Annotated in this window: 17 protein-coding genes; 7 read left to right on the top strand and 10 right to left on the bottom strand. The window is 72.0% G+C overall.

All coding sequences use genetic code 11. The features are described 5' to 3' along the window. Nucleotides 1-44: 44 nt before the first annotated feature. Together ACGFW6_RS19010 and ACGFW6_RS19005 are read left to right on the top strand one after the other, a co-directional pair. Nucleotides 45-368 (top strand): STAS domain-containing protein, encoded by a 324-nt coding sequence (locus ACGFW6_RS19010; protein ID WP_019760944.1) that lies wholly within the window; start codon nucleotides 45-47, stop codon nucleotides 366-368. A 259-nt stretch (nucleotides 369-627) separates the two neighbouring features. Further along, on the top strand, nucleotides 628-3,186 hold the full coding sequence (locus ACGFW6_RS19005) for an ATP-binding protein (protein ID WP_393510674.1): 2,559 nt from the start codon (nucleotides 628-630) through the stop codon (nucleotides 3,184-3,186). Between the two features lie 301 nt (nucleotides 3,187-3,487). Here the strand turns inward: ACGFW6_RS19005 and nucS are convergent, their stop codons facing one another. Beyond that, complete coding sequence (gene nucS / locus ACGFW6_RS19000; protein WP_380844550.1) at nucleotides 3,488-4,159, bottom strand: endonuclease NucS; 672 nt, start codon at nucleotides 4,157-4,159, stop codon at nucleotides 3,488-3,490. A 265-nt stretch (nucleotides 4,160-4,424) separates the two neighbouring features. Here nucS and ACGFW6_RS18995 point away from each other — a divergent pair, with 265 nt between their 5' ends. Then, entirely contained in the window at nucleotides 4,425-4,817 is a 393-nt protein-coding gene (locus tag ACGFW6_RS18995) for an SCO5389 family protein (protein ID WP_030959211.1), read from the top strand. 103 nt (nucleotides 4,818-4,920) lie between these two features. On the opposite strand, the gene ACGFW6_RS18990 is transcribed toward ACGFW6_RS18995, so the two are convergent. Then, on the bottom strand, nucleotides 4,921-5,949 hold the full coding sequence (locus ACGFW6_RS18990) for an LLM class flavin-dependent oxidoreductase (RefSeq protein ID WP_393510669.1): 1,029 nt from the start codon (nucleotides 5,947-5,949) through the stop codon (nucleotides 4,921-4,923). A 223-nt stretch (nucleotides 5,950-6,172) separates the two neighbouring features. Here ACGFW6_RS18990 and ACGFW6_RS18985 point away from each other — a divergent pair, with 223 nt between their 5' ends. Then, entirely contained in the window at nucleotides 6,173-6,505 is a 333-nt protein-coding gene (locus ACGFW6_RS18985) for an ATP/GTP-binding protein (protein ID WP_393510666.1), read from the top strand. 22 nt (nucleotides 6,506-6,527) lie between these two features. Here the strand turns inward: ACGFW6_RS18985 and ACGFW6_RS18980 are convergent, their stop codons facing one another. The 7 genes from ACGFW6_RS18980 to mce form a co-directional block, all read right to left on the bottom strand. Then, entirely contained in the window at nucleotides 6,528-7,400 is an 873-nt protein-coding gene (locus ACGFW6_RS18980) for an ABC transporter permease subunit (protein ID WP_393510663.1), read from the bottom strand. Then, nucleotides 7,397-8,707: an ABC transporter ATP-binding protein gene (locus ACGFW6_RS18975; RefSeq protein WP_393510660.1), complete on the bottom strand. Its 1,311-nt coding sequence runs from the start codon at nucleotides 8,705-8,707 to the stop codon at nucleotides 7,397-7,399. Before ACGFW6_RS18975 ends, ACGFW6_RS18980 begins: the two co-directional genes overlap by 4 nt. Nucleotides 8,708-8,869: 162 nt before the next feature. Beyond that, on the bottom strand, nucleotides 8,870-9,640 hold the full coding sequence (locus ACGFW6_RS18970; RefSeq protein ID WP_393510657.1) for an ABC transporter permease: 771 nt from the start codon (nucleotides 9,638-9,640) through the stop codon (nucleotides 8,870-8,872). Between the two features lie 2 nt (nucleotides 9,641-9,642). Continuing rightward, nucleotides 9,643-10,608: an ABC transporter ATP-binding protein gene (locus ACGFW6_RS18965; protein WP_393510654.1), complete on the bottom strand. Its 966-nt coding sequence runs from the start codon at nucleotides 10,606-10,608 to the stop codon at nucleotides 9,643-9,645. 86 nt (nucleotides 10,609-10,694) lie between these two features. Beyond that, nucleotides 10,695-11,633 carry a cellulose-binding protein gene (locus ACGFW6_RS18960; protein WP_030954674.1) on the bottom strand — a complete coding sequence of 313 codons (939 nt, stop codon included), beginning with the start codon at nucleotides 11,631-11,633 and terminating at the stop codon, nucleotides 10,695-10,697. Nucleotides 11,634-11,817: 184 nt separating this feature from the next. Next, the gene (scy, locus tag ACGFW6_RS18955) at nucleotides 11,818-15,666 is read right to left on the bottom strand and encodes a polarized growth protein Scy (protein WP_393510651.1); all 3,849 of its coding nucleotides are present in this window, start codon (nucleotides 15,664-15,666) and stop codon (nucleotides 11,818-11,820) included. Between the two features lie 210 nt (nucleotides 15,667-15,876). Further along, on the bottom strand, nucleotides 15,877-16,317 hold the full coding sequence (gene mce, locus ACGFW6_RS18950) for a methylmalonyl-CoA epimerase (RefSeq protein WP_030957920.1): 441 nt from the start codon (nucleotides 16,315-16,317) through the stop codon (nucleotides 15,877-15,879). A gap of 149 nt (nucleotides 16,318-16,466) precedes the next feature. Here mce and ACGFW6_RS18945 point away from each other — a divergent pair, with 149 nt between their 5' ends. The 3 genes from ACGFW6_RS18945 to ACGFW6_RS18935 all read left to right on the top strand — a co-directional run bounded on the left by ACGFW6_RS18945 (nucleotide 16,467) and on the right by ACGFW6_RS18935 (nucleotide 20,151). Continuing rightward, nucleotides 16,467-17,669: an acetyl-CoA C-acetyltransferase gene (locus ACGFW6_RS18945; RefSeq protein ID WP_393510646.1), complete on the top strand. Its 1,203-nt coding sequence runs from the start codon at nucleotides 16,467-16,469 to the stop codon at nucleotides 17,667-17,669. A 39-nt stretch (nucleotides 17,670-17,708) separates the two neighbouring features. After that, on the top strand, nucleotides 17,709-18,665 hold the full coding sequence (gene meaB, locus ACGFW6_RS18940; RefSeq protein WP_093747303.1) for a methylmalonyl Co-A mutase-associated GTPase MeaB: 957 nt from the start codon (nucleotides 17,709-17,711) through the stop codon (nucleotides 18,663-18,665). 238 nt (nucleotides 18,666-18,903) lie between these two features. After that, a complete protein-coding gene (locus ACGFW6_RS18935) occupies nucleotides 18,904-20,151 on the top strand; it encodes an MFS transporter (protein WP_393510643.1) in 1,248 nt (415 codons plus the stop codon). A gap of 16 nt (nucleotides 20,152-20,167) precedes the next feature. On the opposite strand, the gene ACGFW6_RS18930 is transcribed toward ACGFW6_RS18935, so the two are convergent. Beyond that, entirely contained in the window at nucleotides 20,168-20,791 is a 624-nt protein-coding gene (locus ACGFW6_RS18930; protein ID WP_393510640.1) for a PepSY domain-containing protein, read from the bottom strand. Nucleotides 20,792-20,883 lie beyond the last annotated feature (92 nt).

Genomic DNA, 20,883 nt, shown 5'->3' with positions numbered 1-20,883 from the left:
CAGACCACACACGCGGAGCACGAACGCACGCTTAGGGGAGCGATATGCACATCAGGGGCGACCACGCCGAACTGGTCGTCGGGGGCCGCCTCGACGTCCGCAGCGCGGCGGACGCCCGTACGGTCCTGCACTCGGCCGTCGACGACGGAGTCGGCGATCTGGTGCTCGACCTGTCCGAGCTTGAGTTCTGGGACGCCACCGGACTCGGGGTGATCATGGGGGCCCACCGGCGGGCAGGCCGCTGCGGCCGGCGCCTGGTGCTGCGCGGCGTGCCGCCGCAGATGCAGCGCCTGCTGGTGGCAACCCGGCTGCACCGGATCCTGGCGATCGAGGGCGGCATCGGGGTGGAGTCCCTGCCTCGGGTGTGACACCCGGCACGGGTGGGGCGGGACAGTAGGGCGTTCCGGTTGCGAAGCGCACGTCGCGCACAATCCTCACGAGACTGTGATGTCTCGGACGGCGCGGTACCCCGACCTGTCGTAGATACTGTGCGAAGGTTTAGGGTTCGGCTGCCCGCTGCCTAGACAAACCCCTTCGAGCGGGCCCGGACCAGAAGCGACAGCGCGGTGTGCAAAGGCCGGGAGGGGCCGCAAACTGCACACGACGCTTTTGGGGGGCTTGAAACCTATGGACCCGAACAACCGGGGACCCGAGGAGTACGGCCATGACGCTGACGGCCAGTCGTCGCGCCCGCGCCCGCCCAGGGATCCCCTCACACCCGATTTCGGCCAGCACTCGCCGGCACTCGCCCGCACGGTGCAACTGGTCTCCGGCGACTTCCTGCTCACCGTCAACCCCGTCGACGGCAGCGAGATCGAGATCTGCCCGCCGGCGGAGCGTCCGGGGCGGCCCGAGAAGCTGACCACGGCCGAACGTGCCGAGGCCGACCGAGCCGCCAGGCCGCCGGTCCCGCCCGGTCCGACCCGTCCCGCACAGCCGCTCCTGGCCCGCCAGGACGAGCGCGAACAACTGGTCCGGATGCTCGCCCGCGGCCGCTCCGTACGTCTGGTCGGCGCCCGTGGCGCGGGCCGCACCAGCCTGCTCGACCTCGTCGCCGAGGACTGCGAGGACCTCGCGCCCGACGGCGTGGTCCGCCTCAACGGCTTCCACCGCACGCCCACCGATCTGCTGTACGACCTCTTCTCCGCCGTGTACAGCGCGCCCCTGTACCGCCCCGAGCACGACGAACTGCTCTCCTGCGTGCGTGAGATCGGCGCGGTCGTCGTCCTGGACGACATCGAGTTCGGGGGCGCCGCGCTCGACGAGCTGCTCGACGCGACCCCCGAGTGCGCCTTCCTGCTCGGCGCCACGCCCGACGTGCCCGCGCCGTCCGCCGATTCCGGCGTGGAGGAGGTCACCCTCGACGGGCTCGACCGCGCCGCGAGCGTGGAGCTGCTGGAGCGCGGCATCGGCCGGGACCTCACCGAGGACGAGGCGAACTGGGCCGGCGACCTGTGGTTCGAGTCCGAGGGCCTGCCGCTCAGGTTCGTCCAGGCCGGGGCGCTGCTGCGGCAGCGGGACCTGCTGCGGGCCGGAGCGGACGCCGTCGACGAGTACGGCGTCTTCGAGGACGTCCCGCCCTCCGACGCGCCCTTCGACACTCCCGTGGACACCGAGGGCGGCGGCGAGGAGACACCCCTGCCGTCGCTCGGCGAGGCCGCGGGACCGGCACGGCTGCTCGCCTCGCGGCTCAGCGCCTCCGCCCGCACGACCCTGAGGTTCGCCGTCGCGCTCGGCGGCGAGGTGCCGCACCAGGCGCATCTGCCCGCGCTCGTCGGCGACACCCACGCGGACGCCGCACTGGGCGAACTGGCCGACTGCGGCCTGGTCTCACCGGTCGGCTCCCGCTACCGGCTCGCCGCCGGCGTACAGGTCCAGCTGGAGGCCGCCGGGTACGCCGACGACGCCCGGGAAGACGCCCGGACCGCCGTCCAGCACTACACCTGGTGGGCCGGGCATCCCTCGGTGACGCCGGAGAGGGTGTCCGCCGAGGCCGACGCCGTGCTCGCCGCGCTGGGCGTGCTCGTGCCGGCCACGACACCGCCCGCCGAGGGCGAGGAGAGCCCGGCCGTACAGCTGGCCCGCACGGCGGCGCCCGCGTTCGCGGCGGGGCTGCACTGGAGCGCCTGGGAACGGGCGCTGCGCGCCGGTGCCGAGGCCGCCCGCCTGGCCGGTGACGTGTCCGAACAGGCCTACTTCCACCATGAGTTGGGCATCCTCGCGCTCTGCGGCGGCCAGCTGGACCGGGCCCGCACCGAGCTGGAGACGTCCACGGGCCTGCGCGGCGCCCTCGCCGACAAGCGCGGGACCGTCGCCGGGCGCCGTGCCCTCGCGCTGGTCTCGGACCGCTCCGGTACGGCGCCCGGACTGGTCGCGTTCTCCGCGATGGCGGGGGAGGAGGTGCCGGACGCGCGTCACGAGGAGTCGCTGTCGCCTCCCGGTGGCGTGCCGGCCGCGTTCCCGCCCGTCGGCGACACCGGGACGCTGGTCACCCACCGGTCGTCCGTGCCGTTGTCCCCGGTGGCCTCGCACAAGGGCCGCGGCGGCATCCGGAACTTCGCGCGCCGCAACCTCGTCGCGGCCGGCGCGGGCGCACTGCTCGTGGCGGTGCTCGGCACGGTGGTGACGCTCGGCGCCACCTCCGACAACGACCCCAACGCCCCGTCCAACCAGGTCGGCGTCAACCCGTCCGCCAGTCAGGGCCCCGGTGACGACAGCCTGGGCGCGGACAAGGTGGAGAGCAACGACGACAAGGGCGCCGGCGACACCGGTACGGCGACCAGCCGGCCGACGGATCCGGGTCCCGACGGCACGCTCGGCACGTCGGACGACCCGACCCCCACGGACGATCCGACGGACCCGTCGGACGACCCCACGGGGACGCAGGGTTCGAGCGGCGGCTCCACGCACTCGCCGACGAAGCCGCCGTCGTCCCCGACCAAGCCGCCGTCCTCCCCTACGAGGCCGCCGTCGTCGCCGACGGAGGAACCCACGACTGAGGAGCCGACGGAAGAGCCGACCGAGGAGCCGACCGAGGAGCCGACGACTTCTCCGACGGAGACCCCGACCTCCTCGACCTCGGCGAGCGGCCCGGCCTCCTCCAGCCCGGCGGAGACCAATACGGCAAGCGCCCCGACGTCGACGGGCGCGGACACCCCGACCACGGGAGCGAACTCGCTGATCTGACCCACGGCCGATGCCCCGAGCGGTGGCAAGTGATCCGGTCCACCGCCCGGGATCGGCCGTCGGTCCATGTCCCAGGTGGCGGTGAGTGTCCGAGTGGCGGCCGGTCGCCCGGGCGGGGCGATTCGTTGGGGCTTCGGCACGTGTCCCCGGCCAAAACTTCGCCGCCGCGGCGGTGCTCAGCTCCTATGGCGTGTTTCGGCGGTGCCAACCGGCCTCGGGGCGGCTCGGCACAGCCGGACAGCGTCAGGGGGAGGGTGAGCGCCGTTGCGGCGGGGAAGGGGCGCGCTGACGGACCGCGGTCCTAGAACAGGCGCAGCTTGTCGTCCTCGATGCCGCGCATCGCGTCGTAGTCCAGGACCTGGCAGCCGATGCCGCGGTCCGTGGCGAGGACCCGGGCCTGGGGCTTGATCTCCTGGGCCGCGAAGATGCCGTGCACCGGTGCGAGATGCGGGTCGCGGTTGAGCAACTCGAGGTAGCGCGTGAGCTGTTCCACGCCGTCGATCTCGCCGCGCCGCTTGATCTCGACCGCGACGGTACGGCCCTCCGCGTCGCGGCACAGGATGTCGACCGGGCCGATGGCCGTCATGTACTCGCGGCGGATGAGCGTGTACCCCTCGCCCAGCGTCTCGATGCGGTCGGCGAGGAGTTCCTGGAGGTGCGCTTCCACGCCGTCCTTGATCAGGCCGGGGTCCACACCGAGTTCGTGGGACGAATCGTGGAGGATTTCCTCCATCGTGATGATCAGCTTCTCGCCCGCTTTGTTGGTGACCGTCCAGACGTCCTGCTGCTCGCCGTCGCCCTCCTTCAGCGTGCAGGGCGGCGACATCCAGTTGAGGGGCTTGTAGGCCCGGTCGTCCGCGTGGATCGAGACGCTGCCGTCCGCCTTGACCAGGATCAGACGGGGCGCCGAGGGCAGATGGGCGGTGAGCCGGCCCGCGTAGTCGACGGAGCAACGGGCAATGACGAGACGCATGGTCGGCAACGCTACTCGACGGGCCGGTGTCGACGCGATTCGCCCTGGGGGAGTCCGTAAGACCCCGGACTGCCCCTGTTCATTTCTGGCCGATTGTGAGCCCAACGGGGCCCGCCCATGTACGCATTCTCCTGGTGCCGTCACCGTCTGTTGCCTACCGTATTAAACGGGAGGTCGCGAGGCGTGTACACAGAGTGTCCGGTATCGCGAACTCCCTCATCTGTCCGGCAACCCCTGCTGCGGCGGGGGTGCGAGAGGAGAACCCATGTCGCTCGACGTCTCACCGGCCCTACTCGAACAGGCCGAGCGAGGCGAGGTCGACGAAGCCGCCTTCGTCGACTGCGTCCGGACCTCCCTGCCCTATGCATGGGAGATGATCAGCTCCCTGGTGGCCCAGCTGAAGGTCGACGGCGGTTCGTTCGCCGACAACCAGACGCCCCCGCCGGACGAGCAGGCACGTGGCCAGCTGCTGCGTGCGCTTGCGAGTGACGCGATACGCGGCGCGCTGCAGCGGCACTTCGGGGTGCGACTGGCATTCCAGAACTGCCACCGGGTGGCGGTGTTCCCGCTTGACTCCTCGGTCGACGAGACGCTGTCCCGCTTCACCTCGGTGCGCAGCCAGGTGCTGAACCAGTCCCCGGAGTTCAGGGACTGCTGACGCACTGAGTCGCTTGCTTGCCGCTCCATACGCGGGAGGTGCATTCAGTACTGGGGCGGCAAGCCCACTGGCGGTCCGGGGCGTTCGGTGCGCACCGGCCGGCTCAGCCGAGGTGCGGCAGCACTTCGGCACCCAGCCGTCGTACGTTCTCCTCGGTCGCCGCCAGGTCGCCGGAACCCTCGACCAGCAGGGCGAAGCGGGAGATCCCGGTCCGCTCGCTGGTCGCCGCCAGCCGGTCGGCGCACAGGCGCGGAGTGCCCACCGGGTGCAGCCCGCAGAGCAGTTCGGTGTACGCCAGCGGGTCGCGCATCGAGCGGTGGCGGCCGTCGACCGTCACATGGGCCTCCAGGCCCTGCCGCAGCCAGCCCGGCATCGCCTTGGTGAGGGTCTCCACCGCGTCCGTGCGCCGGTCCGCGATCTGGCAGACCCCGGCCGACACATGGCCCGTACCGCGGATCTCGTCCATCGGCCGTCCGACCGCGCGGGCGTGCTCCCGCCACAGGGCGACCATCTCGGCCTTCTCCTCGTCGCCCACGTGCATCCCGAGCAGCATCGGCAGCCCGCGCTCGGCCGCGAGCCGCACGCTGCGCGGCGAGGTGCACGCCACGACGACCTCGGGGCCCTCGACGTCCGTGAGGCACTCCGACGGCCTCGGTACGACGGCGACCTCGCGGAAGCCGAACCGCTCGCCCTGCGCGGCCACCGAGGGCTCGCGCAGCCAGCGCACCAGCAGATCGAGTGATTCCGGGAACCCCTCCTCGTACGCCTTCAGGCCCTGCCCGAACACCTCCAGGTCCACCCAGGGGCCGCCGCGCCCCACACCCAGTGAGAACCGCCCGCCCGAGGCGACGTGCAGCAGCGCCGCCTGCTCGCCCAGGGCCACCGGGTGGGCGGTGGGCAGTACGCTGACGGCGGTGCCGACGCGCAGCCGGCTGGTGCGGCCGAGCAGCAGGGCGGCCAGGGTGATCGCGGACGGACAGGTGCCGTACGGCACGAAGTGGTGCTCGGCCAGCCAGACCGAGTCGAGCCCCGCCTCCTCGGCGACCTCGGCGGAGCGGACCGCGCGGTGCAGCGCCTCCCCATCGCCCTGGCCCGGGAACCGGGCGGCCAGTACGAAACTTCCTACGCGCATTGCTTTTTCCTGCTTCCTTGGCTCCGACGCGGAGCTCCCCCACCCGGCATAACCGTCTGACACGTGCCGAGGACACGGCCTGGCGAAGAGATTTGCGGATTGTCTGCAGAATCAATGGCCGGCGTGAGGGACTTGTGGGGATTGGTGCCGTACGACTACCCCTGTCCGTGCCACGTAGGCTGGACACGACCCGTGCATCCTGTATAGCCCCGTGAGGTGTTCCGTGTCCCCGCGTCGCAACCGACCCAAGGATTCCGGCTCGTCCGGCCACAGCGCCGAGGACGACCGTCCCGGCCGCTACGGCGGCTGGCAGTCCTCGGAGAGCTGGGACGGCGAGGACTGGAACGTACGGCACGTGGCGGGCGCGAGCGCGCAGGGCAAGGCGTACCGGTGCCCGGGCTGCGAGCAGATGATCCCGGACGGCGTCCCGCACGTCGTCGCCTGGCCCGACCACGCGGGCGTGGACGACCGCCGGCACTGGCACAAGGCGTGCTGGAACGCGAAGGACCGCCGCACCACACGGGTGCAGCGGTCCAGGAACGCGCCGAGGTTCTAGCCGAGGTTCTGAGGGGGCAGGCTCACACGTCCCGCTTCTCCAGCAGCGCGAAGGCACCGGCGAACGCGGCCGCCGTGACACCGAGCATGATCCACAGCGGGTCCCAGCCGGACGGGCCCGAGTCGGACAGGGACTGGGCGTAGAAGACGCTGAGCTGGTTCGGGATGGAGTACTCGAACAGGGCCTGCTGGAGGTCCTGGAGCGACTCCGAGAACATGAACAGCGCGATGACCAGCGGGGCCAGCACGACACCGATCATGATCGTGATCGCGCCCGCCGAGTGCCGCATGATCGAGCCGACGACCAGCGAGAGCAGGCCGAGCAGCGCGATGTAGAACGAGATGCCGACCGTGCCCTTCAGCCACTCCTGACCGGTCGGCTCCCGGGAGCCCTCCAGCATGGCCACGTCGGCGAGGGCGACCAGCACGGCCGACGTCAGCGTCACCACGAACGCGACGACGAAGAACACGATCGCCTTGGCCGCCAGCACCCGGCCGCGGCTCGGGCACGCGGTCATCGTGGTGCGGATCATGCCGGTGCCGTACTCCGAGGCAGTGGTCAGCACCCCGAGCGTGATGATGCACATGCTGCCGAGCAGCAGCCCGAAGAAGCCGAACGACAGCGGGCTCTCGCCGGCGAGGCCCTCCTCGGAGGAGTTGGAGGAGACCAGCGCCGCGGCGGCCAGGCCGATGCCGACGACGAGGAGCACGAACACCCCGAGCGTCCACATCGTGGAGCGCACCGAGCGGATCTTCGTCCACTCCGAGGCGAGCGCGTGCCCGAGGTGCGTGCGCACCACCGGGATCGGCGAGGTGTACGTGGGGTACGGAGATCCGGGCGCCGCCTGCCAGTTCGGTGCGGCGGTCTGCGGCATCGGGGGCTGGGGCGTGCTCATCGGGCGTCCTCGGACTCGGTCGGGGCGGTGGTGGCGGGGGCGGACGGGGCCACGGGCGGCTTGGCGAGGGCCGGCGCGGGCGCGGCGGCAGGCGGGCTCGCGGGCGCCTGGGCGGGGGTGTGCGCGGCGGGCGGCGCGGGCTGCGCCGGAGCCTGCCCCGGGGCCGCCTGAGGCGCCTGGGGGGCCGTCTGCGCGTACGGGTTCGGCGTCCCGGCACCCGGAGCCGCCGGTGCGCCGTACGGGCCGGGCTGCCCCGGCTGCGCGGCGTACGGCTGCCCGCCCTGCGGGGGCGGCGGCGGGGCGTACCAGCCCGGCTGGCCCTGACCGGGAACCGGCATCGGCGGCTGCGCGCCCGGCGGAAGCGGCTGCTGGAGCCCTTCGCGCTGGTCGATGGTGGAGCGGTAGTCGACCGCGCCCTGCGTCATCCGCATGTACGCCTCCTCCAGCGAGGCCTGGTGCGGCGACAGCTCCCACAGGCGTACGTCGGAGTCGTGCGCGATGTCGCTGATGCGGGGGAGCGCCAGTCCGGTCACCCGGAGCGCGCCGTCCTGCTCGGGCAGCACGTGCCCGCCCGCCTCGGTGAGCGCGCCGGCCAGCTTCTCGCGCAGCTGCGGCTCGGTGTCGGGCGTACGGACCCGGGCGAAGCCCGCGGAGTTCGCGGCGATGAAGTCCTGGACGCTCATGTCGGCCAGCAGCTGACCGCGCCCGATGACGATCAGGTGGTCGGCGGTCAGGGCCATCTCGCTCATCAGGTGGGAGGAGACGAAGACGGTCCGGCCCTCGGCCGCCAGCGACTTCATCAGGTTCCGCACCCAGAGGATGCCCTCGGGGTCGAGGCCGTTGACCGGCTCGTCGAACAGCAGCACCTGGGGGTCGCCGAGCAGCGCGGCGGCGATGCCGAGGCGCTGGCCCATGCCGAGCGAGAAGCCCTTGGAGCGCCGTCTCGCCACGTCCTGGAGGCCGACCACGCCCAGCACCTCGTCCACCCGCCGGGCGGGGATGCCGGAGAGCTGGGCGAGGCTCAGCAGATGGTTGCGCGCGGCGCGTCCGCCGTGCACCGCCTTGGCGTCCAGCAGGGCGCCGACCTGGCGCGGGGCGTTGGGGAGCCTGCGGTACGGATAGCCGCCGATCGTGACGTGCCCCGCCGTCGGGTTGTCCAGGCCCAGGATCATGCGCATCGTCGTCGACTTGCCCGAGCCGTTCGGGCCCAGGAAGCCGGTGACGGCTCCGGGCCGCACCTGGAAGGACAAGTTGTACACAGCGGTCTTGTCGCCGTAGCGCTTGGTCAGGCCGACTGCCTCGATCATGCTCCGCACCCATCGAAAGGTTCAGGACAGCGGGGCACACGCCCCCCGTAAGGGTTAGGAGGATACCGAGGCGCTGACGGTTCCACTCAAGAGCGAGTAAAACCTCGCGCGCGGACCCTCGCCGACGCGGGTCCGGGTGTGCCGCGAAGGGGCGCGGAGCCCCTACGCGTCCCGTTTCTTGAGCGTGGCGTAGCCGCCGGCGAGCGCGGCGATCACCCACAGCACCATGATCCCGAGCCCGCCCCACGGACCGTAGGGCGTGTCGTTGTCGACCGGGGTGACCACCTGCATGATCTTGCTGCCGGCCTGGTCGGGCAGATAGCGGCCGATCTTCTCGGTGGCCGAGACGTTCCCGAGGATGTTGGAGATCAGGAAGAAGAACGGCATCAGGATCCCCAGCGACAGCATCGGCGAGCGCAGCATCGCGGCGACGCCCATCGAGAACATCGCGATGAGGGCCATGTAGAGGCCACCGCCGATGACCGCCCGCAGCACGCCCGGGTCACCGAGGTGGGCCCGGTACTCGCCGAGCATCGCCTGCCCGAGGAAGAAGGCGACGAAGCTGGTGACCAGGCCGACGACCAGGGAGAGCCCGGCCGCCACCGCGATCTTGCTGAACAGGAAGGTGCCGCGCTGCGGCACGGCCGCAAGCGAGGTGCGGATCATGCCGGTGCTGTACTCGTTCGAGACGACGAGCACACCGAACACGATCAGCGCGAGCTGCCCGAGGCCCATCCCGGCGAAGCTGATGAAGGTCGGGTCGAAGGAGAGCTGGTCGTCGCGGCTCAGGTCGCCGAACTCGTTCTTCGACAGGGCCGAGATCAGCATGCCGAGGGCCACGGTGACCACCACGGCGAGGGACAGCGTCCACACGGTGGAGGCGACGGACCGGATCTTGGTCCATTCGGAGCGGACGACCTGGGTGACCACCATGCTCAGCTCCTCCTCCAGTCGGCGCCCCACTGCTGCGGTTGCGGTTGCGGCCGGGGCGGCGCCTCGGCGTGCGCGTGGTACTCCACCGACTCCGCGGTCAGCTGCATGAACGCCTCCTCCAGGGAGGCCTGTTGCGGACTCAGCTCGTGCAGCACGACCTGGTGGCGCGCCGCCAGCTCGCCGATCTGCTCGGACTTGCCGCCGTCCACCTCCAGGGTGCCGTTGCCGTTCTGCACGGCGGTGATCCCGGCCTGCTGGAGCAGGTCGAGCAGCCGCTCGCGCTGCGGCGTGCGGATACGGACGTAGGCCCGTGAGTTGCGCGCGATGAACTCGGGCATGGAGGTGTCGGCGAGCAGCCGGCCCTGTCCGATGACGACCAGGTGGTCGGCGGTCAGGGCCATCTCGCTCATCAGATGGGAGGAGACGAAGACGGTCCGGCCCTGCGCGGCCAGCGACTTCATCATGTTCCGGATCCAGTGGATGCCCTCGGGGTCGAGGCCGTTGACCGGCTCGTCGAACATCAGGATCCGGGGATCGCCGAGCAGCGCGGCCGCGATGCCGAGCCGCTGGCCCATACCCATAGAGAAGCCCTTGGTCTTCTTCTTGGCGACCGCGGTCAGCCCGACCGTCTCCAGCACCTCGCGCACCCGGGTGTTCGGGATGCCGTTGCTCTGCGCGAGGCACAGCAGATGGTTGTAGGCGCTGCGCCCGGGGTGCCAGGCCTTGGCCTCCAGCAGGGCGCCGATGGCGGTGAGCGGGTCCTTGAGCTGGTCGTAGTGTCGGCCGTCGATACGGACGTCGCCGGCGGTCGGCCGGTCGAGGCCCAGGATCATCCGCATGGTGGTCGACTTGCCCGCGCCGTTGGGACCGAGGAACCCCGTGACGATGCCCGGTCTCACCGTGAACGTCAGGTTGTTGACCGCCACCTTCTCGCCGTACCGCTTCGTCAGCCCCTCGAGCTCGATCATGCCGCCCACGCTAAAACGGGACAAAGCCCTCTGCCACCCCAGTGGCAGAGGGCTTTGCGAAAATTCAGCAGTCGTGTGCCGGATCGTTACCGGGACTGCTGGGCGGGCACCCCACGCGTGATCGGCTCGTCCTCGGCGGCCGGCGCACCGGTCGCGGCGACCGCGGCACCGGTCAGCGTCGCCAGCATCTCGCGGACGTTCGTCAGCTGAGCGTTGATGCTGTCGCGGCGGTTGGTGAGAGCCGCGAGCTCGCGCTCCGATTCCGAACGGATCCGGTCGGCCTTGGCGTTGGCGTCGGCCACGATGTCCTCGGCCTGACGCTGAGCCGTCTCCACCGTCTGACGGGCACGGCGCTCGGCGTCGGTGCGCAGCTTCTCGGCCTCCAGGCGCAGCTGCTCGGCGCGGTGCTCGATCTCCGCGAGACGCTTCTCGGCCTTGGCCTGACGGGAGGCCAGGTCGCGCTCGGACTGCTCGCGGCGCTTGGCGAGGTTCGTCTCGAAGTCGGCGGCGGCCTGAGCGGCCTTGGCACGGGTCTCCTCGAAGAGAGCGTCGGCCTCCTCACGCTTGGACTGCGCGTCCTTCTGCGCCTCGGCACGCAGCTGGGAGGCGTCGCTCTTGGCCTTCTCGACGATCCGGACGCCTTCGTCCTCGGCCTTGGACTTGCGCTCCGCAGCGAACGATTCTGCGTCGTTGCGCACCTGCTGGGCCGCCGACTCGGCGAGCTCGCGGTGCTGCTCGGCGGCGCGGCGGGCCTCCTCGCGCAGATCCTTGGCCTCCTCCTCGGCGAGGCGGAGGATCTTCTCGACACGCGCGCCGAGGCCGGCGTACGACGGCTCTGCGTCGGTCACCTGGGCCTGGGCGTTCTGCGTCTCGAGGTGGAGCTCCTCGATGCGCTTTTCCAGAGCGGTGATGCGGGTGAGAGCGCTGTCACGGTCGGAGACGAGCTTGGAGATCCGTTCGTCCACCTGAGCGCGGTCGTACCCACGCCGCACAAGCTCGAAGCCGTAGGGGGAAGTGTCGCTCATGGGGTTCCTGTCGAAAGAGACCGGTGAGGTGATAAGTGGAATCCTAGGGGCCGAAGCGGTGTGTCATCGAGCGGATACGTGTTTGATCTGGAGAATGAGACCCCTTTTGAGTGGCTAACCGTCGGACGGCTTGCCAAAAACCGGGTCAAAGGCCCCCAGGAGACACCGGAACCCGCCCGACGCGCTAGCCGTCTGACGACTTGCCACCCGTTCGTGGTGCTCCGACTGTCGCACCCGCCTTGACCCCGCCGTCCTTGCCGCCGCCCGGCGCCTCGAAGGACTCCAACGCCTCCAGGACGTCCTGGACCCGTGAGATCTCGGCGTTGATGTCCTCGCGCCGGCGCACCAGGACCTCCAGCTCGCGCTTGCCCTCCTCGACCGTGCGCTTGGCCTCGCGGATCGCCTCGGCCTTGAGCTCCTCGGCCTCCTTGACGAGCGACGAGCGTTTCTGCTCGGCCTCCTTCAGCAGCCCCTCGGCCTTCTTCACGGCGGCGATTCGGACCTTGCCGGCCTCGGAGTTCGCCTCCGACACCAGCTCCTTGGCCTTCGCCTGGGCCTTGGCGAGCTGTTCCTCGGAGGCCTTGATGAGGGCGTCGCAGCGGTCGCCGGTCGACTTCATCGTCTCGGCGGCCTCACGGCGGGCCCGCTCGTGCAGGTCCTCGATCTCACGCGTGATGCGGTCGCGCAGCTCCTCCGCGCGCTCCCTTATCGACGTGGCGTCCCGGCGGGCGCCGACGAGCAGCTCGTCCGCGTCCGTACGTGCCTTCTCCACCATCGAGTTGCCGTCAACCGTCGCCTCGGAGACCAGCCGGTCGGCCTCCTTGCGGGCCGCGCCCACCATGGTGTCGGCCTGCGCCTCGGCGTCCGCGGTCGTCTTGTGGGCCTGCTGCTGCGCCTCGGTGAGCAGCTTGTCCGCCTCGGCCGTGGTCTCCGTGATGAGCTTGTCGACCTGCTCGGCCACGTCCTGGCGCCGCTTGCTGGCGTCCTTGCGGACCTCGTCGAGGGTGCGCTCGGCCTCCTCGCGGGCCGCGTTGAGCAGGCGCTCCGCCTCCGCGGCCGCCTCGGCCTTGAGACGCTCGGAGTCGCGGCGGACCCGCTCGGCGTGCTGCTGGGCCGACCCCACCGTCTCGGCGGCCTCGGCGCGCAGCCGCTCCGCCTCCGACGTGGCGTCCCCGACCAGCTTCTCGGCCTTGGAGAGCGCGTCGGCGCGCACCCGGTCGGCCTCGGTGATCGTCTCCGACTGGAGTCGCTCCGCCTCCGAACGCGCCTCGGTGATGAGGGTGTCGGCCTGCGTCGCCGCGTCCGACCGGATCCGGTTGGCGTCCTCGCGGGCGTCCGCGCGGGTGCGGGACGCGGCCTGGTCGGCCTCGGCGATCTTGTCGGAGGCCTCGGTGCGGAGGCGCTGGGCGTGCTCGGATGCCTCCGACCGCAGCCGCTCCGCCTCGGCGATGGCCTCCCCGACGGTGCGCTCGGCGAGGGACTTGGCGGCCGCGGCCTCCTCGTTCGCCTCGCGCCGCATCCGGCCCGCGTCCTCGCCGGCCCGCTCCCGCTCGGAGTAGGCGTCGGCGCGGACCCGGTCCGCCTCCTCCTCGGCCTCCCGGCGCGTACGGTCCGCCGCGTGCTCGGCGGCACTGCGCAGCCCGGTGATCTCCTCCTGCGCCTGCTCGTGCAGCCCGGTGACGGAGTCGCGGACCTGCTGGGCGTGCTGCTCGGCCGCCGACACCATCTCGGTGGCGCGCCGGTCGGCCTCCTCGACCAGCCGTACCGCCTCGGCCTGCGCCTCCTCCACGCGGTTGCGCGCGGAGGCCAGCAGCTCCTCGCTCTGCTCGCGGGCCCGCTCGCGCTCCTGGTCGGCCTCCTGGCGGGCGGAGCCGAGGAGTTCCTCGGCCTCGCGGCGGCGCCGGGCGGCCTCCTCCTGGGCGGCGGCCAGCGTCTCGGACGCCTCGGTGGCGAGCCGCTCGGCGGCGGCCTGCGCCTCGGCCCGCACCCGGTCGGCGGTGTCCTGCGCCTCCGACTTCAGCCGCTCGGCCTCGGCGGCGGCCTCCGACCTCAGGCGTACGGCGATGGCCTCGCCCTCGGCACGGGACGCGGACGCGTCCGACGCGGCCTCGGTGCGCAGCCGGTCGGCCTCCTCCTCGGCCTGCTGCTGGAGCGTGCGGATCCGCTCGGCGGCCTCGGTGCGCAGCCGGTCGGTCTCCTCGGCCGCCTCGCGGCGGATGCGCGCGGCCTCCTCGCGGGCGTCGGTCAGCGCCTGCTCGGCGGCCGCGAGGCGCTGCTCGGCGTCGGCGTGAAGGCGCGTCAGCTCCTCGGCCGCCTCCTCCCGGCGGGCCTCGACGCCGCGCTCGGTCTCCTCGCGCAGCTCACGGGCGGCCCGCTCGGCGTCCGCCTTGATGCCCTCGGCCTGCTCGACGACCTCGTCGCGGTGGCGTTCGGCCTCCTGGCGGGTGCGCTGCAGGGTCTCCTCGGCCTGCCGGCGCAGCGTGGTGGCGCGCTCGATGGCTTCGGTGCGGACCTTCTCGCTGTCCGTCGTGGCCTTCTGGCGCAGGTCGTCCGCGTCCTGCCGGGCCTTGGACAGCAGCTCCTCGGCGGTCTTGGCCGCCTCCTCGATCTGCTGGACGGCCTCCTTGCGGGCCTCCGCGCGGATCTTCTCGCCCTCGGCGACCGCCTCGGAGCGCAGCTGCTCGGCCTCGCCGCGCAGCCGGCGCGCCTCCTCCTGGAGCTCGACCGTCTTGGCGCGGTACTCCTTGGTGTCGTCCTTCGCCGAGCCCTTGAGCTGCTCGGCGATGTCGTGCGCCTCGGCACGCAGCCGGTCCGCCTCGGCCTCGGCCTCGGTGCGGATCCGCTCGGCCTCCTCGGCCGCGGCCTTGGTGGTGTTCTGCGCGTCCTCCTGCGCCTTGTTGAGGACGTCCTCGGCGGTCTTGGCCGCCTTCGAGAGCTGGGTCGCGCTCTCCTCGGCGGTGATCGTGCGGGCCTTCTCGGCGGCCTCGGCGACGATCTTCTCGGCCTCGGCGCGGGCGTCCGCGACGACCTGCTCGGCGTCCGCCTTGGTGGACTCGGCGTCCTTGGTGGCCTCGCTGACCAGCCGCGCGACCTGCTCCTTGGCGGTCCGCATGCGCTGCTCGTTGGCCGACTCGGCGTTCGTGAGCGCCTTCTCGGCGGCCGCCGTGGCCTCGGCCACCAGCTTCTCGGCCTCGGACTGCGCCTTGCGCAGCGCCTCCTCGGCCTCCGACATGCGCTGCTCGGCGGCCCGGCTGAGCTCGGTGGCCTGCCGGCGGGCGGCGTCCGACTCCGAGACGGTGGACGTACGCAGCTGCTCGGCGTGGTCCGTGGCCTCCTGGGCCTGCGTCGAGGCGGCGTTCAGCAGCCGCTCGGCGTCCGTCCGGGCCCGGAGCAGGATCTGCTCGGCCTCGGCGCGGGCCTCCTCGGCCGCGCCCGTGAGGCGCTGGCGTGCCTCACTGGTGAGCCGTTCGGCCTCGGCGCGGGCGGCCGCCATGGCCTGGTCGGCCTCGGCTCGCGACTCGTCGAGAAGCCGGCGGGCCTGCGACTCGCTGCGGGCGCGCAGCTGCTCGGCCCACGCCACGTTCTCGTTGACGTGCGACTCGACGGTCTGGCGGCGCTCGGCGAGCTCCTGGTCCAGCTGCTGGCGGCGGGTGACCGCCTCCTGGTGCAGCTCGGCCTGGAGCCGGGCCGCTTGCTCGGCGTGCTCCTGAAGCATGCGCTGCGTCTGCGCCCGGACCTGGCTGAGCTCGCGCTCGGCGTCCTGGCGCAGCTGGTCCGCCTGCACCTGGGCGTTGCGCAGCAACTGCTCGGCCTGATAGCCGATGTCCCCGCCGTCGAAAGAGGGCCGGGACATGATGGTCCGCCGCGCCTCGTGCAGCTTGGCGCGCAGCACCTCGACCTGGTAGCCGAGGTCCTCGGCGTGCTGGATCGCCTTCTCCCGCTCGGTCTTCAGCCGATCCATCTCGGCCTCGAACCGAGAGAGGTGGTCGACGTCAGCCGCCGGCTCTCGCTCCTGGCGTTCGTAGCCCCGCACTGCGCGGTCCCATCCGTCCCCTGGTCGCAAGTCTGGCCAAACGGGTCCCGTCCGTCCGCCGAACGGGGCCCCCGGGGAATGGTGTCAGATCATCGGCAGAGCATGGGCTGCTGCCCCGACGCTCGCCCCCCGAAACCCGGACCCCGGCATGCGGCCACCCCGTGTCGAGGAGCGACCGCCCCCAACCCTACCGGCCCATATGTACGAGGGTCAGTGCTCAGGTGACTCAACAGGCGCCGAAGTGACCAGTTCTGTCAGTACTCCGTGGCAATCCTTCGGGTGCAGGAAGGTGATTCGTGACCCCATGGAGCCGCGTCGGGGCTCTTCGTACAGAACGCGTACGCCCTTGGAGCGGATGTCGTCGGCGTCCGTGTCGACGTCCGCCGTACCGAAAGCGATGTGGTGCACCCCCTCGCCGTTCTTGTCGAGCCACTTGGCGACGGTGGAGTCCGGGCGCGTGGGCTCGAGAAGCTGCAGGTAGGAGGCGCCGCCGTCGGAGGTGTCGTTGATCTTGAGCATGGCCTCGCGGACGCCCTGCTCCTCGTTGACCTCCGAGTGGTACACCTCGAAGCCGTACGTGGCCCGGTAGAACTCGACAGTCTTGTCGAGGTCGAAGCAGGCGATCCCGATGTGGTCGATTCGCGTCAGCATGGAATTCAGTGCAGCGCTCCCGCGGGGGTTACGCAACGTGCCAGCGATCACACCGACGGCCCGGTGACGGCACGGAGTGCCACTCAGTACATTCGAAGTAAACCCTCGTTCACTCCTCGGCTGCACAAGCTGGAAGGGGATCGCACCTCATGTCTTCTGGAAACGGCACGACCTCCGTGATCGTCGCGGGTGCCCGTACCCCGATGGGACGGCTGCTCGGCTCACTGAAGTCCTTCTCCGGAGCCGACCTCGGCGGCTTCGCGATCAAGGCCGCCCTCGACCGTGCGGGGATCGGTGGCGACCAGGTGCAGTACGTGATCATGGGCCAGGTGCTCCAGGCCGGGGCGGGGCAGATCCCGGCGCGCCAGGCCGCGGTCAAGGCCGGCATCCCGATGAACGTCCCGGCGCTGACCATCAACAAGGTCTGCCTGTCCGGCCTCGACGCCATCGCGCTCGCGGACCAGCTCATCCGCGCCGGCGAGTTCGACGTGATCGTCGCCGGCGGTCAGGAGTCCATGACCAACGCCCCGCACCTGCTGCCGAAGTCCCGCGAGGGCTTCAAGTACGGCGCGGTGCAGATGATCGACGCGATGGCCCACGACGGCCTGACCGACTCCTTCGAGAACATCGCCATGGGCGAGTCCACGGAGAAGCACAACACCCGCCTCGGCATCCGGCGCCCCGAGCAGGACGAGATCGCCGCCCTGTCCCACCAGCGCGCCGCCGCCGCCCAGAAGAACGGCATCTTCGAGGCGGAGATCACCCCCATCGAGATCCCGCAGCGCAAGGGCGACCCGGTCCTGTTCAGCAAGGACGAGGGCATCCGGGGCGACACCACGGCGGAGTCGCTCGGCAAGCTGCGCCCGGCGTTCTCGAAGGACGGCACGATCACCGCCGGTTCCAGCTCGCAGATCTCCGACGGCGCCGCCGCGGTCGTCGTCATGAGCAAGGCCAAGGCGCAGGAGCTCGGCCTGGACTGGATCGCCGAGATCGGCGCGCACGGCAATGTCGCGGGCCCGGACAACTCTCTGCAGTCCCAGCCCTCCAACGCCATCCAGCACGCCCTGAAGAAGGAGGGCCTGGAGGTCTCCGACCTCGACCTCGTCGAGATCAACGAGGCCTTCGCCGCGGTGGCCGTGCAGTCAATGAAGGACCTCGGCGTGTCCACGGAAAGGGTGAACGTCAACGGCGGAGCCATCGCCCTCGGTCACCCGATCGGTATGTCGGGTGCGCGGCTCGTCCTGCACCTGGCCCTGGAGCTCAAGCGGCGGGGCGGCGGCGTCGGCGCGGCCGCGCTGTGCGGCGGCGGCGGTCAGGGTGACGCGCTGATCGTGCGGGTACCCAAGGCCTGAGTTCTCCTTTTGTAGGACCTCTTTGTGAACGGAGCTGTGATGCAGGACGTCTCCACCCTGGTGGCCCAGGCCAGGGAAGGCCGGCCGCGGGCCGTGGCCCGGCTGATCTCCCTGGTGGAGGGGGCGTCCCCGCAGCTGCGGGAGGTCATGGCGGCACTGGCCCCGCTGACGGGCAACGCCTACGTGGTGGGCCTGACCGGCTCCCCGGGTGTCGGCAAGTCGACGTCCACCTCCGCCCTGGTGACCGCGTACCGCAAGCAGGGAAAGCGGGTCGGCGTCCTGGCCGTCGACCCGTCCTCGCCCTTCTCGGGCGGGGCCCTGCTCGGTGACCGCGTCCGGATGTCGGACCACGCCTCCGACCCCGGCGTCTACATCCGCTCGATGGCGACCCGGGGCCACCTCGGCGGCCTCGCCTGGGCCGCCCCGCAGGCGATCCGCGTCCTGGACGCGGCCGGCTGCGACGTGATCCTGGTCGAGACGGTCGGCGTCGGCCAGTCGGAGGTGGAGATCGCCTCCCAGGCCGACACCTCCGTCGTCCTGCTCGCCCCCGGCATGGGTGACGGCATCCAGGCGGCGAAGGCCGGAATCCTGGAGATCGGCGACGTGTACGTCGTCAACAAGGCCGACCGCGACGGGGCCGACGCCACCGCGCGCGAGCTCAACCACATGCTCGGCCTCGGCGAGTCCCGCGGCCCCGGCGACTGGCGTCCGCCGATCGTGAAGACGGTCGCCGCGCGCGCCGAGGGCGTCGACGAGGTCGTGGAGGCCCTGGAGAAGCACCGGGCCTGGATGGAGGAGCGCGGCGTCCTCGCCGAGCGCCGCCGCGCCCGCGCCGCCCGCGAGGTCGAGACGATCGCCGTCACGGCCCTGCGCGAGCGGATCGCCGACCTGCACGGCGACCGCCGCCTCGGTGCCCTGGCGGAGAAGATCACCGCCGGTGAGCTGGACCCCTATCGTGCGGCGGACGAGTTGGTGGCGGGGCTCACTCAGGCCTGAGAGCTGTTGGGGGTGCCGCGATGCGCCGGCGTTCGTCCGCCGGTCCGTCGTGGCTGGTCGCGCAGTTCCCCGCGCCCCTGAGGGCGTGGTCAACTCCGGGGTTGCGCTGTTAGGTTGATCCGCATGTACCTCCTCTTGGCATAGGGCACGCCCGCCCGCGTACGGTGCACGACCCCCTCGGTCGTGACCGGCGTGGCGCATCGGCGTCCCCTTTTCCGCCTCGAGTCGAGGAATCCCCGTGTCTTCCACCTCTGTGGCGCGGCCTTCGTATGCCGCCGTCCTCCGGATCCCCCATGCCCGCCGCACCTTCGCCGCCGCCCTGCTCGGCCGCCTGTCCTACGGTGTCGCCCCGCTGTCCGTGATGCTCGCCGTGACCCGGGCCTCCGGGTCGTACGCGGTGGCCGGTGTCGTCATGGCGCTGTTCTCCGGTACCAGCGTCTTCCTGTCGCCCGCACGGGCGGCCCTGATCGACCGGCACGGGCCGCGCCGGGCGCTCGTGCCGATGGTCGCGGTCCACTCGGCGCTGCTCGTCCTGCTCGCGGCGCTCGTGTGGCGGCCGGGGGTCACCTCGCCCTACCTGCTCGGCGTGGTCACCGCCTTCGCCGGCGCCTGCACTCCGCCGCTCGGGCCCACCATGCGGGCCGTGTGGGGGCGGCTGGCCCCGGACCGGGCGCTGATGCAGCGGGCCTACAGCCTCGACGCCGTCGCGGAGGAGCTGCTCTTCGTCTCGGGGCCGCTGCTGGTGGGCGTGCTCGTCGGGTTCGCCCCGCCCGCGGCCGGAGTGCTCCTCGGGGCGGGCCTGATGGTGGTGGGGACGGCCGGGTTCGTGTCGTCGCCGGTGGTGCGCGCGGTGCCGGCCGGCCGGCGCGGGGCGGGATCCGGTGCAGGCGGGCGGCGCGTGCTGCGGGGCCTCGGACGGCCGGTGCTCGCCGCCGCGGGCGTCGGCCTGGCCCTGGGCGTGCTCGATCTGCTGGTCGTCGCCTTCGCCGAGGGCAGCGGCCACGGCGCGGGCGGCGCCGCCTGGGTGCTCGCCGCCCTGTCCGCCGGAAGCGCCGTCGGCGGGCTGCTCAACGGGGCCGTCGCATGGCGCTCCGCCGCCGGGACGCGGCTGGCCGCGCAGACGGCCGGACTCGGGCTGGCCCTGTGCGGTGCCGCACTGGCACAAGGACTGGGCACCCTCGCCGTGGCGGTCGCGGTCGCCGGGGTCTTCGTGTCGCCGCTGATCACCACGGCGTACCTCATCGCCGACGAGACCGCCGCGCCCGAGGCCCGGGTCCAGGCCGGCGCCTGGGTCAACACGGCCGTCAACGCGGGCGGTACGGCCGGTGCCGCGGCGGCCGGCGTGCTGGTCGGATGGCTGCCGGCGGGCGTGTGCTTCGCGGTGACCGGGGGCGTGATGCTGCTGACGGCGCCGGCCGTGGCGCGGGGGGCGACGGGACGCGAGAAGGGGTACGGGATGTCCCGTACCCCTGAGGTCACGCGATGACGTGAGGCGCTCGGCGTCAGTCGTCGAGGTCCTGGGTGACCTTGCCCGTCCTCAGGTCGACCTTCCACTCGCCCTTGGTGGTCTCCACGCTCCAGGCGGCGGGGCCGTCGTCGTCGAGGTCGAGGTCGGTGACGGTGCCCTTGGCGGCCGCGGCGACGGCGGCCTCGCGGGCGTCGACGTCGGCGCCCTTCAGCGCGGCCAGGTCCTCGCGGGCGTCGTCGTCATCGTCGTCGCGGTGGGTGCCCAGGACCTTGCCGTCGTTCGCGGAGACCCGGACGTCGTGTTCGGTGCCGTCGCCCTTGACGACGCTCACCTCCCACGCCCGGGAGCCGTCGTCGTCCAGGTCGGCGCCGACGGCCGTGCCCGGCGTGTGCTTCAGCGCCGCGGCGATGGCGTCGGCGGCGGTGACCTTCGCGGCGGCGGCCGAACGGACCTCGGTGCCGTCGTCGTCCCGGTCGTCGCTCCGGTCCTCGGCGGTGTCGTCCGCGCTGTCGTCCCGGTCGTCGTCGGCGAGGCGGACGTTCGACTGCCGCTGCGTGGCCGAGCCGCCGTCGTCACCGGCCGCGGCGTAGGCCGCGACGGTGCCGCCCCCGATCAGGGCCGCTGCGGCGACGGTGGCGATGACGATGTTGCGCTTCATTCCGGTTCCTCCCGAGTCGTTGTCGTTTCGACATCGCCCAATCTGCCGAACCGACGCTGAGGGGAACCTGAAGGACCCTGAAGAGATCTTCA

Source organism: Streptomyces sp. Y7 (assembly GCF_043195415.1).
Taxonomy (GTDB): domain Bacteria; phylum Actinomycetota; class Actinomycetes; order Streptomycetales; family Streptomycetaceae; genus Streptomyces.
Note: the sequence above shows the minus strand (reverse complement) of the source record. Positions and strands in the feature narration are given on the sequence as shown.

Coding starts and splice junctions, on each gene's coding strand:
- mce (WP_030957920.1), bottom strand. CDS start 16,317: ATGCTGACGCGAATCGACCACATCGGGATCGCCTGCTTCGACCTCGAC.
- ACGFW6_RS18930 (WP_393510640.1), bottom strand. CDS start 20,791: ATGAAGCGCAACATCGTCATCGCCACCGTCGCCGCAGCGGCCCTGATC.
- ACGFW6_RS19005 (WP_393510674.1), top strand. CDS start 628: ATGGACCCGAACAACCGGGGACCCGAGGAGTACGGCCATGACGCTGAC.
- meaB (WP_093747303.1), top strand. CDS start 17,709: ATGCAGGACGTCTCCACCCTGGTGGCCCAGGCCAGGGAAGGCCGGCCG.
- ACGFW6_RS18995 (WP_030959211.1), top strand. CDS start 4,425: ATGTCGCTCGACGTCTCACCGGCCCTACTCGAACAGGCCGAGCGAGGC.
- ACGFW6_RS18965 (WP_393510654.1), bottom strand. CDS start 10,608: ATGATCGAGCTCGAGGGGCTGACGAAGCGGTACGGCGAGAAGGTGGCG.
- ACGFW6_RS18970 (WP_393510657.1), bottom strand. CDS start 9,640: ATGGTGGTCACCCAGGTCGTCCGCTCCGAATGGACCAAGATCCGGTCC.
- ACGFW6_RS19010 (WP_019760944.1), top strand. CDS start 45: ATGCACATCAGGGGCGACCACGCCGAACTGGTCGTCGGGGGCCGCCTC.
- nucS (WP_380844550.1), bottom strand. CDS start 4,159: ATGCGTCTCGTCATTGCCCGTTGCTCCGTCGACTACGCGGGCCGGCTC.
- ACGFW6_RS18960 (WP_030954674.1), bottom strand. CDS start 11,633: ATGAGCGACACTTCCCCCTACGGCTTCGAGCTTGTGCGGCGTGGGTAC.
- ACGFW6_RS18975 (WP_393510660.1), bottom strand. CDS start 8,707: ATGATCGAGGCAGTCGGCCTGACCAAGCGCTACGGCGACAAGACCGCT.
- ACGFW6_RS18945 (WP_393510646.1), top strand. CDS start 16,467: ATGTCTTCTGGAAACGGCACGACCTCCGTGATCGTCGCGGGTGCCCGT.
- ACGFW6_RS18980 (WP_393510663.1), bottom strand. CDS start 7,400: ATGAGCACGCCCCAGCCCCCGATGCCGCAGACCGCCGCACCGAACTGG.
- ACGFW6_RS18990 (WP_393510669.1), bottom strand. CDS start 5,949: ATGCGCGTAGGAAGTTTCGTACTGGCCGCCCGGTTCCCGGGCCAGGGC.